We start from the raw sequence: 15,450 nt of genomic DNA, 5'->3' as shown, positions 1-15,450 counted from the left end.
CCTCAGGCGGGTAGCCCCGGTCGCACAGATCACACCGCGGCGCACGCGTAACCGGTCGGCGCAGCGGGCACAGACAGCCCAGATTTATCCGTCTGCATGAACCGTGAGGAACACCATGTCGCGCTACCTCTATGCGCTCGGTGCGTTCAGTTTCCGTCGTCGGTGGATCGTTCTGGGCGCCTGGCTCGCCGTGCTCGCAGCGGTGGCGCTGGCGTTCGCCGGATTCCGCGGGCAGCCCAGCGACAACTTCACCATCCCCGGGACCGAGTCCCAGCGCGCCGTCGAGCAGTTGCAGCAGAACCTGCCCGCCTACGGCGGAGCGCAGACACAGATCACGTTCGCCGCGCCCGAGGGACGCGCGGTCACCGACTTCACGCCGGCCATCGACGACGCCGTCGCGCGCCTGTCGACGCTCCCCGACATCGCCGCAGCCGCCGGCCCGGCCCAGACGCGGCAGGTCTCCCCCGACGGACGCGTCGGGCTGGGCACCGTGCAGTGGAAGGCCCCGATCGGCGAGGTGAGCGACCGGGCGCTGACCACACTCGAGGACACGATGAAACCGGTGCAGGACGCCGGTCTGCAGGTCGAATACTCCGGCGCGGTGTTCCCGGGCTACAAGGTCGCCGTCCCGCACCTGCCCGAGATCATCGGTATCGGCGTCGCGTTCCTGATCCTGCTCATCACCTTCGGCGCGATCGTCGCCGCCGGTCTGCCGATCCTGACCGCGAGCATCGGCGTGGGCATCGGCGCGCTGGGCATCTTGGTCGTCGCGGCGTTCGTCGAGGTGCCGACGGCGTCGCTGTCGCTGGCGTTGATGCTCGGCCTGTCCTGCGGCATTGACTACGCGCTGTTCATCCTGAACCGGTACCGCAACAATCTGCTGCTGCTGATGCCCCGTGAGGAGGCGGCCGGGCTGGCCGTCGGCACCGCGGGCGGGTCGGTGGTGTTCGCCGCGCTGACGGTCGTGATCGCGCTGTGCGGACTGTCCGTCGTCGGTATCCCGTTCCTGACGTACATGGGCGTCGCCGCGGCGGTAGCCGTGGTGATCGCGATGCTCATCGCATTGACGCTGCTGCCTGCGCTGTTCGGGTTCGCCGGCGGCAAGGTCGCCACGTTCATCGAACCGCCGTTGCAGCCGCACCGCCCCAAGGAGGTGGCCCAGGTCGCCGCCTACACCCCGCAGCGCACCCTCGGCGCGGCGTGGGCCCGATTCGTGGTGCGGTTCCGCAAACCTTTGCTGCTGGGCGGCTCGGCCGCGTTGATCGTGATCGGATTACCGGCGCTGTCAATGCATCTCGGCCTGCCCAGCGGATCGTCGCAGCCGGAGTCCAACACCTCCCGGCAGGCCTACGATCTGACCGCCGAACACCTCGGCCCCGGCTTCAACGGCCCGCTGCTCGTGGTCGCGGACCTGACCACCGCGTCCAGCCCGGACGCGGTGCAGACCATCGCGTCGAACATCGCCCGCGAAGACGGCGTCGTCGCGGCCGCTCCGGCCGGCGGCGACGCCCGCACCGCGGTGATCCAGGTCATCCCGGAGACCGGACCCAACGACACCGAGACCGCGGACCTGGTCAAACGCATCCGCGCCGACCGCGCCGCCATCGAAGCCGACAACGGGGTGCGGTTCCTGGTCGGCGGCACCACCGCGTCCAACATCGACACCTCCGACAAGCTGGCCGCGGCATTGCCGGTGTTCGTCGTCGTGGTCGTCGGGCTGGCGTTCCTGCTGCTGACCGTCGCGTTCCGCGCGGCGATGGTGCCGCTGACCTCGATCATCGGGTTCCTGCTGTCGGTGTTCGCCGCACTCGGCGTGCAGGTGGCGGTGTTCCAATGGGGTTGGGGTGCCGGCCTTCTCGGCATCACGCCCGGCGAGACGATCAGCTTCCTGCCGATCGTCGTGCTGGCCATCATCTTTGGGCTGTCCAGCGACTACGAGGTGTTCGTGGTGTCGCGGATCAAAGAAGAGCTCGCCACCCATTCCGGGCCGGACGCCGCGCTGGCCGCGGTCCGCACCGGGGTGGGCCTGTCGGCGCGGGTGGTGACGGCCGCGGCGCTGATCATGTTCGGGGTCTTCATCGCGTTCCTGGCCGGCGGCGACCCGATCATCAAATCGGTCGGCCTGACCTTGGCCGCCGGAGTGTTCCTGGACGCATTCGTGGTGCGGCTCACCCTGATTCCGGCGGTGATGGCGATGCTCGGCGACAAGATGTGGGCGCACTCGAAGTGGTTCGACAAGTACGTGCCCGACCTCGACATCGAGGGCACCGCTCTGGAGGCCAAGCATCGCAGTCCGGTGACGACGTCTTGAAGTGACGAAATCCGTTGTCTGATCTTGCAGGAAGTCGGGTAGCCCCAAAACATGACTGTTATCTCGCCGCTGACGTCACAGACCTCCGAGCAACTGACGGTCAGCCGTGCGGCGACAGCGACCAACGCCGCTGAGCTGCGGCAGCGGTTCAGCGAGTGGCTGCGTGAGCGCGGCGTCGCCGACGTCCAGCGCAACGACATCCTGATGGCGGTCAACGAAGCCTTGGCCAACTGCGTCGACCACGCCTACGCCGACCAGTCGGCCGCCGGGCCGATGACCGTGCGGGCCGACTTCGAACCCACCAACCAGTGCCTGAGTGTGTGCATCACCGACCACGGCAGCTGGCGTGCACCCGAGCCCGGCCCACAGCCTCGGCACAATCGCCGCGGGCGCGGGGTGGCGCTGATGCAGGCGCTCGCCGACCACTGCACGATCAGCGGGCGCCGCGAGGGCACCACGTTGTGCCTGGACTACCGCTGCTGTTCCTAGCCCACCACGTCGATCAGCAGATAGATCGCCGTCGCCACGAACAGCAGCACGAACAGCCCCACCACGACGAACGTGATGATCGCTCTCGGCGTCAGGTTGCGTCCGGCCGCGGGATCGGGGTTGGCCGTCGCCCGCGTCTGAGCAGAATCCGGAGGGGTGTCGCCCGGGGAAACACCCCCGGCACGCTCGGTGCCGGGGGTGTCCTTGGGATCGGGATCGGGAGGTAGCGCGGTCACAGGTCGCGCTTTCCGGCCGCCTGCCGCTTCTCCTTCTCGGTTTCGCTGAACTCCTCCAACCGGTCGGCGTGCGCCCGGGCCCCCGCGGCCGCACTGCGCTTGGACGCCGCGTCGTCGAGCTGCTTGTCGGCCGCCGAGGTGACGACCTTCTCGGCGGCACGGCTGCGGTTCTGTGCGCTGCGCTTGGCCAGTTCGGCGGCTTCGACCTTCTGGCCGGCCGCCTGGTCAACCTCCCGCTTGGCCTCCGCGGTACGGGAGGCGACGCTCTGCGCCACGTCCTGGGTGCGCTTGTCGGCCTTCTCCTGCGCGTTCTGCATCCGCTGACGGGCTTGCCGTCCGGCTTCCTGCGGTGCGGTGGCGGCCTTCTCGCGCTTTTCGCGCAGTTCGTCGGCGGCCTGCTGCTTCTTCTGGCCGGCCACCTCGTCGAGGCGCAGCGCCTCCCCGAGTGCGGCGGCCTTCTCGATCCGCACGATGCCCTGCTGCTCCAGTTCGCTGTCGCGCAGGAAACTCCCGGCGCTCGCGTCGACGGCGCCGATGGCACGCTCATAGAGCAGCTTTGCGGGTGCTTCGTCGTCGAACCGTGTCATGACCGTGTTTTCGAGCAGCCGCAGCGGCGTGCGCGCCAACCGGTACTGGAATCGCAGCACGGCGAACGGAAGGTCGGTGATCCTCATCGTCAACTCCTTGGTGTCGTCTGCTTAGTCGGTGCCCTCGGCGCGGGCCCGCAGCCGCTCAGCCTGGGCCTCGGCACTTTCGGCTTCCGCCGTCTGCTGCTGGTAGTCCGCAGCGGCCTCGTGGTACTCCTCGGCGGCCTCGGCGATCTGGGCCCGGCGCTCCGCGTCGGCCTGTCTGGCCTCCCTTTCGGCCGCAGCCTCGATCGTGTCCTGCGCCCGGGCCATGTCCTGGCGACCGGCCTGCTCGACCCGCTGCCGTTGCGCGGCCTGCTCGTTGCGCACCGCGCTCTCGGCGGAGGCGGCTTTCACCTCGGCCGTGGCGCGCTGCTGGGCGCCCTCGAGCTCGGCTTCACGGGCCACCGCGCGAGCCTCGGCGGCCTGCGCGTCGGCTTCGGCCTCGGTGCGGCTGGCTTCGCGGCGTTCTTTGGCCTCGGACTGCTGCAGCTGCCCCTCGGCGGTCAGGGAATCGTTGCCGGTGACCGCGCCGGCCACCTCTTTGGCCTTGCCCTTCACCGAATCCACGAAACTCTGTCGTGTCTGGGCGGCCTTGTCGTCGCTCATCGGCGTCTCCTTCGGATCGTCGTGAACCGCCGACGTACCCGCCCCGCGCCCGTTTACACCGGGGTGTGACGTATCACCTGGTGGCGCCGTTGACGACCGGCTCGTCGATCATGCCGCGCTCGACGCCCCACATCGTGGCGATGGCCCGGTACTCGCCGGTCTCCATCAGGTGCTCCAGCGCCAGCCGCAGCGGCTCGATCAATTCCGAGCCCTTGGCCACCGGCCACCCGTACGGGGCCGAGTCGAACACGTCCCCGGCGGAAACCAGGTCGCCGCGGCTGAGTTTGATCGCGAAACCGGTCACCGGGGAGTCGGCGGACATCGCGTCCACCTCACCCTTGATCAGCGCGGTGGTGACTTCGTCCTGGCTCTTGAAGACCACCATGTCGATCGGAGCCATCCCGGCCGCCGTGCACTGATCGCTCTTGCTCGGCAGTTCCTCGGTTTCCTGCAGGGTGGCTTCTGCTACACCGACTTTCAGTCCGCATGCCGATGCCGGCCCCAGCGCGGTGCCCGGCCTGCGTGCCCACTGGGTGCCGGCCTGGAAGTAGGTGATGAAGTCGACGAGCTCCTCACGCTCCTTGGTGTCGGTGACCGAGGACATCCCGACGTCGAACGTCCCATCCACCACCGCGGGCAGGATCGCGTCGAACGTGGTGTCGCGGTAGTCGGGCACCAGGCCGAGCACCCGCGTCACCGCATTCATCAGCTCGACGTCGAACCCGACGAGCTGACCGTCGGCGTTCTTGAACTCCATCGGCGCATACGGCACGTTCACACCGATGACCAGGCGTCCGGACCCGCGCACGTCCGCGGGCACCATCGACGCAATCTCCGGCACCGCGCCGGCGGGCAGCTCGGAGGCGTCGTCGTCCTTCCACGGCGACCACGCCCACATCCCGACCGCGGCCACCGCGACCGCCAGCGTCGTGGCCGCCGCGACCAGCAGCGCCCTGCGCGGCTTTCTGGGTTGCGACCGGGCCGCGTGCCGCGAGCTGCCGGCACCCCGGCGGACCGGCGCGTTGAGCGCCCGCTTGGCCGCCTGGGCGAGTTCCCCGGCGCTCTGGTAGCGCTGGGCCGGCTTCTTGGCCATGCCTTTGGCGATCACCTCGTCGAACGCCGACAGCCGAGAATCGACGTCGGACGGCCGCGGGATCGGCGAGACCATGTGCCCGGCGATCTGCTGCTCCAGGCTGTCGGCGGGGTAAGGCCTTGACCCGGTGAGACATTCGTAGAGCACGCAGGTCAGCGCGTAGATGTCGGAACGGGCGTCGACCTCGCCGCCTTCGAACCGCTCCGGCGCCATGTAGGCCAGCGTGCCCAGCGTGCTGCCCGCGGTGGTCAACCCCTGTTCACCCGCGCTGCGGGCCAGCCCGAAGTCGATCAGGTACACGAAGTCGCGTCCGGTGATCAAGATGTTGGAGGGCTTGATGTCGCGGTGGATCAGGCCCAGCTTGTGTGCGGAGTCCAGGCCGTTGGCAACCTGCTCGACGATCGACACCGCGAACGCCGGGCCCAGCGGCTTGTCGGATTCCTGCAGCATGGTGCCGAGGTTGCGGCCCTCGATGAGCCGCATGTCCAGGTAGAGACGGCCGTCGATCTCGCCGTACCCATGGATCGGGACGACATGCGGGTCGTTGATGCCCGCGGCGGCCTGCGACTCGCGGCGGAACCGGGCCTGGAACGTCTCGTCCTGGGCCATGCTGTGCGGCAGCACCTTGAGTGCGACGACGCGGTCGGTCTTGGTGTCGTAGGCCTGGTAGACCTCACCCATGCCGCCCCGGCCGATCAACTTCTGGAGCCGATAGCGCCCGAATGTTGTCGCATTCACCGGTGCTCTCCTCGGCTGCGGCCAAACGGACTGTCGGTCGACGCTACGTGACGTTTGCCGGGGCTGCCCGGACGCATGTCAGTCGCCTTCCGTCCCGTTGCCCGATTTGAACGGCCCGGTCCAAGACGACGCCGACGGCGTGCTTCATGGGTGCAGCATTCTTACCACGATGCGGTGTCAGACGACACGCTCTGCCACATGGTTCACGCGTGACTACGCGCCCGTTCGGGTATTCCGCTACGCCTTCCGTCCGACCGAAACGCCTCTGCCTCGCGTTTTGGTGCCGCCGAACCGGGCAGGGTCAGAGCCGGTACATCTCCCGGGCCATCGCCGAGCTCTCCATGAAACGGTCCCGCTGCGGCGGGTAGTGGCGCCTGCTGCGCAACTCCGGTCGCCCCGCGGCCGCGTCCTCGGCGTGGCCGACGGTGGTCGTGGAACGTTGCCAGAACCACGTCCAGCGCCAGCGTGGCCAGGGCCGCAAACCTGCGATCGATGCCATGTCGTTCACCCTTCTGTCGTGTGGTTTGTCCACGGGTCTGCGGTGGGGCTTCTCCACGGGTAATGCGGCAGCGCCGACTTCGATTCGCTTCGGGCGGCAATAGATGGCGCAACCGGGCCGACCACGCGGTAGGTCGCGGTCGGTGACGTCACCAGTGCGTTCATCGCGATGCCTGCCTGCAGGTTCAGGGCTTGCGCTTTCTGATGTTGAACGTAACATAAGATTTAGAAGTACCCAACAGATATATGAGTTTTAGTAGGAATCGTGAGTGAAGTGGCTAGGATCGGGTCTGTGTCCCGACGCACCTACGCGCAGTTCTGCGGTCTCGCCCATGCCCTCGACGTGGTCGGCGAGCGCTGGACGCTGCTGATCGTCCGTGAGCTCGCCTCCGGGCCGAAGCGCTACACCGAACTCGCCGACGCGCTCGCCGGCATCGGGACGAGCCTGCTGGCCTCCCGGGTGCGCCAACTCGAGGCCGACGGTGTGGTGGTCCGCAAGCTCGCGCTCGATCAGCCCGGATCCGCCGTCGTGTACGAATTGTCAGATGCCGGAAGGGAACTCGCGGCCGCGGTGGTGCCGCTGGCCATGTGGGGCGCGCGCCATCAGATGACCGACGCCGACGTCGACGCCGAGATGTTCCGCGCCGAGTGGCTGCTGAGCTTCCTGGCCGCCGACATCCGCAAGGACGGGCCGCACGACCTCGATGCCGTCTTCGAGTTTCACGTCGACGACAGCACCGCCTGTCTGCGACTGCGCGACGGGCGGGCTCGCGTGACGCCGGGCCCGAGCGCGACCCCGAGCGCGGTCACGGTGCGTTGCTCGGCGGCCACCATCGCCGCGGTCGTCGGGCGGCGCACGACGGTCGCCGACGCGCTGACCGACGGGCGCCTCGAGGTGACCGGGGACCCGGCCGCGGTCACGGCGCTGCTCGGCGTGATCGAGCGCGTGCTCGCCCGCTGATTTCTCCGGCGAACGTGCATTCCAGCCTGCCGGAACGCAATTTCGCGGATGTAGAGCATTGATTCAAGGCTGGTATCAGTGATCGGGGAATCGGTCTTGGACAGGCATGGATATGCCTCCTACGGTCGAAGGCATGACTGCCACGATCTCCGGCACCGCCAGCCTCACCGGCCAGATGCTGATCGCCGGGACACCGGTGCGCGGCACCGGCACGGAAATCCGCGCGTTCGACCCGGCGGCGGGCACCGACCTGGATCCGGTGTACCGCTACGGCGACGCCACGCACGTCGACGCGGCCTGCGCCGCGGCCGCCGCCGCGTTCGGCACGTACCGGGCGACCACCGCCGAGCAGCGCGCCCGGTTCCTGGAGGCGATCGCCGCCAACATCGAGGCCGTCGGCGAGACGCTGATCGCGCGCGCAGTCGCCGAATCCGGCCTCCCGCAGGCCCGCATCACCGGCGAGGTGGGCCGCACCACCGGCCAGCTGCGGTTGTTCGCCGAGGTGCTGCGCGAGGGCAGCTGGAACGGCGCCCGCATCGACACCGCGCTGCCCGACCGCACCCCGCTGCCCCGCCCCGATCTGCGGCAGCGATTCGTTCCGTTGGGGCCGGTCGCGGTGTTCAGCGCGTCGAACTTCCCGCTGGCGTTCTCGGTGGCCGGGGGTGACACCGCGTCCGCGTTGGCCGCGGGTTGCCCCGTGATCGTCAAGGGACATGACGCCCACCCCGGCACTTCCGAGCTCGTCGGCCGCGCCATCAGCGACGCCGTCGCCGCGTCCGGCCTGCCCGCGGGCACGTTCTCGCTGCTGTTCGGCGCAGGCCCCGACCTCGGCATCGCGCTGGTCACCGACCCGCGCATCAAGGCCGTCGGATTCACGGGGTCACGCTCCGGCGGGCTTGCTCTCGTCGCCGCCGCGGCGGCCCGGCCCGAACCGATCCCGGTGTACGCGGAGATGAGCGCGATCAACCCGGTGTTCCTCCTCGAGGGTGCCTTGACCGGCCGCGGCGACGAACTGGGCCGGGCGTTCGTCGCGTCGCTGACGATGGGCTCGGGCCAGTTCTGCACCAACCCGGGCCTCGTGGTCGCGGTCGACGGGCCGGGACTGGACTCGTTCGTCGCTGCCGCCCGCGATGCGCTGGCCACCTCGCCGGCCACGCCGATGCTGAGCCCGAACATCGCCCGCAACTACGCCTCCGGGGTCCAGGCACTGGCCGGCACGGCCGAGCTGGTCGGCCGCGGTGAGCCCAGTATCAGCGAAACCTCCTGCCATGCCGCGCTGTTCACCACCGACGCGCAGACCTTCCTGGCCTCCGAGGCGCTGCAGGCCGAGGTGTTCGGCTCGTTGAGCCTGATCGTGCGCTGCGCCGACGTCGAGCAGATGCGGGCCGTCGCCGAGGGCATCGAAGGCCAGCTGACCGCCACCGTGCACGCCGACGACTCCGACCTCGAGGAGGCGGCCCGGTTGTTGCCGCTGTTGGAACTCAAGGTCGGCCGGATCCTGTTCGACGGCTGGCCGACCGGGGTGGAGGTGTGCCACGCGATGGTGCACGGCGGACCGTTCCCGGCCACGTCGGACTCGCGCACCACGTCGGTCGGCTCCCGGGCGATCGAGCGCTTTTTGCGGCCCGTCTGCTATCAGAACGTCCCGAAGTCGTTGCTGCCCAGCGCGATCGCCGACGGCAACCCCGACAACCTGTGGCGGCGGATCGACGGCCGACTCACCCAAGCCTGACCTCTTACCTCCTCACCTCCGAAAGGCCCGTCATGCGTCCGACCTTTGACAGTGTGCTGTTCTTCCCCGTCACCCCGATGACCGAGTCCGGAACCGTCGACCTCGACGCGCTGGCCCGCCACCTTTCCAAGGGCGTGGAGGCCGGTCCGGGCGGGGTGTTCATCGCTTGTGGCACAGGGGAATTCCACGCCCTGGAGGTGCAGGAGTACACCGAGGTGGTGCGTACCGCCGTCGACGTGGTCGCCGGGCGCGTTCCGGTCTACGCCGGCGCCGGCGGCGCGGTGGCCCAGGCCAAGCGATTCGCGGCAGCGGCCGAGCAGGCGGGCGCCGACGGCCTGCTGCTGATGCCGCCCTACCTGGTCGAGGTGCCGCAGGCGGGACTGGTCGACTACACGCGGGAGGTCGCCGCGGCCGCCGATCTGCCCGTCATCGTCTACAACCGCAACAACGCCCGCTTCACCGAGGAATCCGCGGTCGCCGTCGCACAGATCCCCAACGTGGTCGGGTTCAAGGACGGCACAGGGAATTTCGACCTGGTCGCGCGCATCGTGCAGGCCGTCAAGACCAATGTCGACCCGGACTTCCTGTTCTTCAACGGGCTGCCCACCGCCGAGACCACACAGCTGGCCTACCGGGCCATCGGCGTTCCGCTGTACTCGTCGGCGACGTTCGCGTTCGCCCCTGATCTCGCGCTGGCCTTCTACAACGCGCTGGACTCGGGCAACGAGCAGCTCGCCGACGCGCTGCTCAACGCGTTCTTCATTCCGCTGGTCCGCCTGCGTGACACGGTGCCCGGCTACGCGGTGTCGCTGGTCAAGGCCGGCGTCACGATGGAGGGCGTCCCCGCCGGGCCGGTGCGCCCGCCGCTGGTGATGCCGAGCACCGACGACGTCGCCGAGCTCGCCGCGATCGTCGAGGCCGGCCGAGCGGTGCTGTCCGGTGCGCTGGCCCACGCGGTCTGACCGGTGACCGCGATCCGCATCACCGGCGCGCGCATCACCCCGGTCGCGTTCGCCGACCCACCGCTGCTGAACACCGTCGGGGTGCACCAACCGTACGCGTTACGGGCGATCATCCGACTCGACACCGATGCCGGGCTGGTGGGGCTCGGCGAAACTTACGCCGACACCCGCCACCTGGCCCGCCTCCAGGCCGCCGCCGACGCGATCACCGGTCTGGATGTGTTCGCGTTGAACGGTATTCGCGCGGCAATCGCTGACCGGCTGGAAGGCGACACCGCTGCTGTCGGCACCGCCGGGATGATCACCACGGCCAGCGCGGTAGACCAGGTGCTCTCACCGTTCGAGGTGGCGTGCCTGGACGTGCAGGGGCACGCGCTGGGACGGCCGGTGTCGGACTTGCTGGGCGGCAGAGTGCGTGACGCGGTGCCGTTCAGCGCCTACCTGTTCTACAAGTGGGCGGCCCACCCCGGCGCCGAGCCCGACGGGTTCGGTGAGGCACTCGACCCGGACGGGCTCGTCGCGCAGGCGCGGCGCATCGTCGGCGAATACGGCTTCACCGCAATCAAACTCAAGGGCGGGGTGTTCCCGCCCGAGGAGGAGATGGCCGCGGTCGAGGCGCTCTCGCGTGCCTTCCCGGGAACGCCGCTGCGGCTGGACCCGAACGCGGCGTGGACCCCGCAGACGTCGGTGAAGGTGGCGACCGGATTGGCCGGCATCGTGGAGTATCTGGAAGACCCGACGCCCGGGCTGGACGGGATGGCGGAGGTGGCCAGGCAGGCTCCGATGCCGCTGGCGACCAACATGTGTGTCGTCGCCTTCGACCAGCTGAAGCCCGCCGTGGCCAAAGACTCCGTCCGGGTGGTGCTTTCGGACCACCACTATTGGGGCGGACTACAGCGCTCCCGGCTGCTGGCCGGTATCTGCGACACGTTCGGGCTGGGGCTGTCGATGCACTCGAACTCGCACCTGGGCATCAGCCTGGCCGCGATGGTGCACCTGGCCGGCGCCACGCCGAACCTCACCTACGCCTGTGACACGCACTGGCCGTGGAAGACCGAAGACGTCGTCCGGGCCGGCACGCTGAGGTTCGTCGACGGGTCCGTACCGGTGCCCACCTCTCCCGGCCTAGGCGTCGAGATCGACGACGACGCTCTCGCCGCGCTGCACGAGCAGTACCTGCGCTGCGGGATCCGCGAGCGCGACGACACCGGGTACATGCGCACCGTCGAACCGTCGTTCGAGTTGCTCAGCCCCCGTTGGTGAATCGGCCCCGGGGTGCGTCGCCCGGGTTTTACCGTGAATACCACCGGGCCACAGCGGCGGGCTCGTCGTCGTACCTGCGGAGCCACCGCGCCGCGAAGGAGGGCAGAGTCTCGCGGTCGGGCTCGTGCCCGGGCGCCTGGGAGCGCACAAGGCCCAACAGCATCGCCGCCAGTTCGCGGCGCGGCACACCCGCATAGGTCGGCGTTTTGTTGACTTCTCTTGCCGCCGCGAGGCTTTCACGGATTGCGTGGTAGGACAGCCCCTTTGGCATCAAACGGCCGAGGTCGCCGCCGTCCTCGGCCGGCACGTGTGCCTGGAAGCCCTGGGAGACGATCGCAAGGATCTGAGCCAGGTGCCGAACCACGCCGGGCACCGCCTGTAACCGGTACAGGTAGCTGTCATGCACGGCGTTGTACACGATCAACGCCGAACTGCGGTGTTCGATCTCCTCGACGAAGTGCCAGAGGAACAGCGAGGCGACCCGGTCGTCGCCTGGACGAAAGAGTTTGTCCTCGTGATCGAGGAACACCTTGAAGTACGGCGTGAACGTTGCTTCGACGATTGCGGCGTAGGCCAGGCGCCAGGCGAGCGGCTTGGTCGCCGTCAGCCGATCGTAGGACTCGACGACCGCGTCGCGCGTCGCCTGCAACCCGGGCCACCGCTTGATCAGTGCTCTCAGATGACTTGCGTGCGCCGCCGAATGCTGCGCTTCCTGTCTGAGATAAGCCTCGGCTTCCTCGACATCGGCGGGACTGCGCATCAGCGGGATGGCCTCGCGGGTCGCATCGACGATGAACTTCTCGAAACCCGGCGCGAAGAAGGAGATCAGGTTGCACTGCATGCCGAATGCCGGGCGGTGCGGCTGCCAGTTGAAGGGCACCTCAGTGCTCGCGAAATCGAAGCGGACGCGCCTTACCCGTAGGTCCGTCATGAGTTTGAGGCTAAACAGACGGCCGACTCTTGACAAGACGTTATTCGATTTATGTATGGTCTATCTGTTTGGTCCTCCCTCCCAGAAGGACGCATTTGTCATACGTTGTGCAACTTTCGTCCAGGCAGGCAGGTAACCGTGGACCTCATCGTCTTCAACAACCCGGCCGAACTTCCGTGGCAGACCACCGTGTGGGATCTGATGCTGGTGACGATCTTCGCCGCAGCGGCGGTGTACAGCATCGACCAGTTCCGGCGAGGCCGAAGGATCTACAGCGTGGTACTCATTGCCGCGACGATCTACGGCCTGGTGCTGGAATTGGCGGGCATGGCCCTGCTGGACATGTATCAGCAGGGTGACTTCATGATCATGCTGAACTGGGAGGCTTTCCCGCTCTGGCACGACACCACCATGATGCCTGCGTACGTCGTCATCTTCTACCCGGTGTTCCTGTTCACCGGGTTCAAGGTGGTCGAGTCACTCGGAGTCCAAAAGCGTTGGCAGGCAGCAGTTGTGGGCGGCCTCTTCATGATCGCGTTCGACGCTCCCTACATCATCGAAGGCAACCTGCGCCATGTCGTCTGGTGGACCTGGGATCCCGATTTCGATCTGTTTCAGTACTGGGTCGGCTGGCCGCTGGTCGACCTGTGCTGGCAAGGCATCTGGGACGCGCTGTTCATCTATCTCATGCTGTGGGCGATGCCACGGATCGACACGACCGCAGAAGGATTCATGCCACGCTGGTCACATGCGAAGGCACTGTTCGCGTTTCCGCCACTGGCAGCGCTCACGGTGTTGATCGTCGGACCTATTCTGATGTCACCGGTCACCGTTGCCACTGCGCTCGGCCTACCCCAATGGCCTGTCGTCGTCGCCCTGATCGCGGGTTATGTGATCGTCGCCGCCATCGCGCTGCGCACGGCGAGGCCTCTTCCTGCAGAGAGATTCACGCTCGCCATCGTGTTCATCTACGTGGGTACGATGGCCGCGATGGCGAGCGGCAACATCGTCCACGAACGCGGGCTCACGCAGTACATCGTGGTCCAGGCCGTGGGGCTTGCGGTCGTGGCCGGCCTTGCGCTGCTGCCGGTGAGTCTCCGGCGCCGCGTGATCGCATCCGACCTCAGCGAGAAAGCGGAAACCGTTGATGGGACTTAGCGAACCGACAACCCTGCCCATAGAACTCATCGGTGCGTAGTCACGGCTGCTCGAGGAACGCACCCGCGACCGAGGAAGAGGACATCCGACGCATCCTCGACGCGACGGACGAGCGTGGCCGAAAAGGGCTCGGCGATGCGGATCTCGACACCGCGCGGGCTCTCGGCGTCACCCGACAGGCCGTCTACCGCTACTTCCCCGGCACCGAGTCACTCCTCGTCGCGAGTGCGATGCGCACACGCCACGGTTTCCTCGACCAGTTGGCTGACCACACAGCGGCCTCACTGAGCCCGCAGCCGCCCTCGTCGAAGGCGTGGCATTCGCCGCCGAGGCACTCAGCGGGGACCGCCAGATCGAGCACCTCCTGCGCAAGCGCAGCGACGGTGGGTGGTCGGTGTCACTGACGTCGGAAACCGCGCGCGTGTTCAGCCGCGCGGTGTTGCACCGCCTCGACGTGGACTGGAAGAAGAACGGGTGTGACGAGGCCGCGCTGGATGAACGCGCCGAGAGCGGTCTGCGCCCGCTGGCTGGGGCCTGTGATCATCTGCCCGCGGCTGGCCCGTGCGATGGATGCGTTGCGTCCACCCACAGGCACGCCGACCTCGCCCTCGCCACGACACGGCATGCTGACGACCGAATCCGATTCTGTGGCCATCGGCCGCACCTACACTGATGCTCGCTCGCGGCGCTTCGCGCGCCGCTGATACGAGGAGTGCATCAGTGTTTTCCCTGGCGAGGTTGTCCTGCTTCGTCGCCGTCGCCGAAGAGCTGCACTTCGGCCGCGCCGCGGAACGGCTGCACATGACCCAGCCGCCGCTGAGCCGTCAGGTCCAGCAGTTGGAGAACGAACTGGGGGTGCAGCTGATCGACCGCACCACCCGTGCCGTCACCTTGACGCCGGCGGGCGCGGCGTTCCTGCCCGACGCGCGGCGCATCCTGCAGCTCGCCGAGGGGGCCGCCCAGACCGTCAAACGCATTCCGGCCGGCGATCTCGGCACCGTCGTCGTCGGCTTCACGGCGGCCTCGGCGCATGCGGTGCTGCCCCGGCTGCTGGAGCGCGCCCGAGAGCGGCTCCCGGATGTGCAGCTCGACCTGCGCGAGATGGTCACCGCCGCGCAGATCGACGGATTGATGACCGGCGAGCTCGATCTGGGGATGGCCCGCCCCCCGCTGAAACGCCCCGGTCTGGTGTCACGGCCGCTGCTGCACGAGCAGTTGCTGGCCGCGCTGCCCGAAGGACACCCGCTGGCCGACATGACGCGGGAGCTGACGCTGATCGACCTGGACGGGCAGGACTTCGTCATGTATTCGCCCGTGCAGGCCCGGTATTTCAACGAGCTGCTGATCTCGACGTTCACCATTGCGGGCACCACGCCGCGCTACGTTCAGTACGTGACACAGGTGCACACCATGCTGGTGCTGGTCCGCTCGGGCATCGGTATCGCGTTGGTGCCGGCGTCGGCGGCGACACTGCATCCCGAGGGCGTGGTGTTCCGGACCATCGGCGCGTTCCGCGAGCGTCCGGTGGAGCTGGACGCGGTGTGGCGCGGCGACTCGACCAACCCGGCGCTGCTTCGGGTGCTCAGAGACGTGCTCCCGCAACAGGAATGGACCACCTGATACCCCCGCCGAAATCGCATTCCATGCGGCCATTTCGGGGTTTGACGCGCGTGGAATGCGATTTCGGCGATTACCGGAGCAGAGTGTTGAGCGCAGGTTCGGCGAGGTCTAGCGTCAAGAGGAGCCAACAAAGGAGTTCGTCATGGCCTCCAACAGTTCGAATCAACCAGTGAAGAATCGCGACAACAAGCGTCCGGCGCCTCAGACCGACGGTCACTGCCGG

14 protein-coding genes and 1 pseudogene are annotated in these 15,450 nt (G+C 68.1%); 9 read left to right on the top strand and 6 right to left on the bottom strand.

Translation table 11 applies throughout. The features are described from left to right. The first annotated feature begins 115 nt into the window (after positions 1–115). On the top strand, positions 116–2,311 hold the full coding sequence (locus KXD97_RS12075; RefSeq protein WP_260757010.1) for an MMPL family transporter: 2,196 nt from the start codon (positions 116–118) through the stop codon (positions 2,309–2,311). A 51-nt stretch (positions 2,312–2,362) separates the two neighbouring features. Further along, entirely contained in the window at positions 2,363–2,800 is a 438-nt protein-coding gene (locus KXD97_RS12070) for an ATP-binding protein (protein WP_260757009.1), read from the top strand. Here the strand turns inward: KXD97_RS12070 and KXD97_RS12065 are convergent. From KXD97_RS12065 to KXD97_RS12045, 5 genes are all read right to left on the bottom strand, one after another. Next, positions 2,797–3,036, bottom strand: a complete 240-nt coding sequence (locus KXD97_RS12065; protein ID WP_260757008.1) for a DUF6480 family protein — start codon at positions 3,034–3,036, stop codon at positions 2,797–2,799. The genes KXD97_RS12070 and KXD97_RS12065 overlap by 4 nt on opposite strands. Further along, complete coding sequence (locus tag KXD97_RS12060; RefSeq protein ID WP_260757007.1) at positions 3,033–3,710, bottom strand: IF2 family translation initiation factor; 678 nt, start codon at positions 3,708–3,710, stop codon at positions 3,033–3,035. The genes KXD97_RS12065 and KXD97_RS12060 overlap by 4 nt, the downstream gene beginning before the upstream one ends. A gap of 24 nt (positions 3,711–3,734) precedes the next feature. Next, positions 3,735–4,271, bottom strand: coding sequence for a CsbD family protein (locus tag KXD97_RS12055; RefSeq protein ID WP_260757006.1), 537 nt, complete (start codon positions 4,269–4,271; stop codon positions 3,735–3,737). Between the two features lie 73 nt (positions 4,272–4,344). Continuing rightward, positions 4,345–6,102 carry a bifunctional serine/threonine-protein kinase/transporter substrate-binding domain-containing protein gene (locus KXD97_RS12050; protein WP_260757005.1) on the bottom strand — a complete coding sequence of 586 codons (1,758 nt, stop codon included), beginning with the start codon at positions 6,100–6,102 and terminating at the stop codon, positions 4,345–4,347. 301 nt (positions 6,103–6,403) lie between these two features. Then, positions 6,404–6,601, bottom strand: a complete 198-nt coding sequence (locus KXD97_RS12045; protein ID WP_260757004.1) for a hypothetical protein — start codon at positions 6,599–6,601, stop codon at positions 6,404–6,406. 291 nt (positions 6,602–6,892) lie between these two features. On the opposite strand from KXD97_RS12045, the gene KXD97_RS12040 reads away from it, so the two are divergent. The 4 genes from KXD97_RS12040 to KXD97_RS12025 all read left to right on the top strand — a co-directional run bounded on the left by KXD97_RS12040 (position 6,893) and on the right by KXD97_RS12025 (position 11,518). Next, positions 6,893–7,561: a winged helix-turn-helix transcriptional regulator gene (locus KXD97_RS12040; protein WP_260757003.1), complete on the top strand. Its 669-nt coding sequence runs from the start codon at positions 6,893–6,895 to the stop codon at positions 7,559–7,561. A 133-nt stretch (positions 7,562–7,694) separates the two neighbouring features. Next, positions 7,695–9,293 carry an aldehyde dehydrogenase (NADP(+)) gene (locus tag KXD97_RS12035; protein ID WP_260757002.1) on the top strand — a complete coding sequence of 533 codons (1,599 nt, stop codon included), beginning with the start codon at positions 7,695–7,697 and terminating at the stop codon, positions 9,291–9,293. A gap of 32 nt (positions 9,294–9,325) precedes the next feature. Beyond that, positions 9,326–10,255: a 5-dehydro-4-deoxyglucarate dehydratase gene (locus tag KXD97_RS12030; RefSeq protein WP_260757001.1), complete on the top strand. Its 930-nt coding sequence runs from the start codon at positions 9,326–9,328 to the stop codon at positions 10,253–10,255. 3 nt (positions 10,256–10,258) lie between these two features. Continuing rightward, positions 10,259–11,518, top strand: a complete 1,260-nt coding sequence (locus KXD97_RS12025) for a glucarate dehydratase family protein (protein ID WP_260756999.1) — start codon at positions 10,259–10,261, stop codon at positions 11,516–11,518. Positions 11,519–11,546: 28 nt separating this feature from the next. On the opposite strand, the gene KXD97_RS12020 is transcribed toward KXD97_RS12025, so the two are convergent. Next, positions 11,547–12,449, bottom strand: a complete 903-nt coding sequence (locus KXD97_RS12020; RefSeq protein WP_260756997.1) for a metal-dependent hydrolase — start codon at positions 12,447–12,449, stop codon at positions 11,547–11,549. A 138-nt stretch (positions 12,450–12,587) separates the two neighbouring features. On the opposite strand from KXD97_RS12020, the gene KXD97_RS12015 reads away from it, so the two are divergent. The 3 genes and pseudogenes from KXD97_RS12015 to KXD97_RS12005 all read left to right on the top strand — a co-directional run bounded on the left by KXD97_RS12015 (position 12,588) and on the right by KXD97_RS12005 (position 15,227). Next, on the top strand, positions 12,588–13,607 hold the full coding sequence (locus KXD97_RS12015; protein WP_260756996.1) for a hypothetical protein: 1,020 nt from the start codon (positions 12,588–12,590) through the stop codon (positions 13,605–13,607). Positions 13,608–13,639: 32 nt separating this feature from the next. Beyond that, positions 13,640–14,185: pseudogene (locus KXD97_RS12010) on the top strand (TetR/AcrR family transcriptional regulator); the annotation flags it as partial. Positions 14,186–14,327: 142 nt separating this feature from the next. After that, positions 14,328–15,227 (top strand): LysR substrate-binding domain-containing protein, encoded by a 900-nt coding sequence (locus tag KXD97_RS12005; protein WP_260756995.1) that lies wholly within the window; start codon positions 14,328–14,330, stop codon positions 15,225–15,227. Positions 15,228–15,450: the final 223 nt, after the last annotated feature.

The organism is Mycobacterium sp. SMC-8 (assembly GCF_025263565.1).
Classification (GTDB): domain Bacteria; phylum Actinomycetota; class Actinomycetes; order Mycobacteriales; family Mycobacteriaceae; genus Mycobacterium.
The sequence above is the reverse complement of the archived record's forward strand: the minus strand, read 5'-3'. Positions and strand labels throughout refer to the sequence as shown.

Bases quoted from the DNA above. Each gene is read 5' to 3' on its own strand.
- KXD97_RS12030 (WP_260757001.1), top strand. From the start codon at position 9,326: ATGCGTCCGACCTTTGACAGTGTGCTGTTCTTCCCCGTCACCCCGATG.
- KXD97_RS12060 (WP_260757007.1), bottom strand. From the start codon at position 3,710: ATGAGGATCACCGACCTTCCGTTCGCCGTGCTGCGATTCCAGTACCGG.
- KXD97_RS12045 (WP_260757004.1), bottom strand. From the start codon at position 6,601: ATGGCATCGATCGCAGGTTTGCGGCCCTGGCCACGCTGGCGCTGGACG.
- KXD97_RS12075 (WP_260757010.1), top strand. From the start codon at position 116: ATGTCGCGCTACCTCTATGCGCTCGGTGCGTTCAGTTTCCGTCGTCGG.
- KXD97_RS12055 (WP_260757006.1), bottom strand. From the start codon at position 4,271: ATGAGCGACGACAAGGCCGCCCAGACACGACAGAGTTTCGTGGATTCG.
- KXD97_RS12035 (WP_260757002.1), top strand. From the start codon at position 7,695: ATGACTGCCACGATCTCCGGCACCGCCAGCCTCACCGGCCAGATGCTG.
- KXD97_RS12020 (WP_260756997.1), bottom strand. From the start codon at position 12,449: ATGACGGACCTACGGGTAAGGCGCGTCCGCTTCGATTTCGCGAGCACT.
- KXD97_RS12070 (WP_260757009.1), top strand. From the start codon at position 2,363: ATGACTGTTATCTCGCCGCTGACGTCACAGACCTCCGAGCAACTGACG.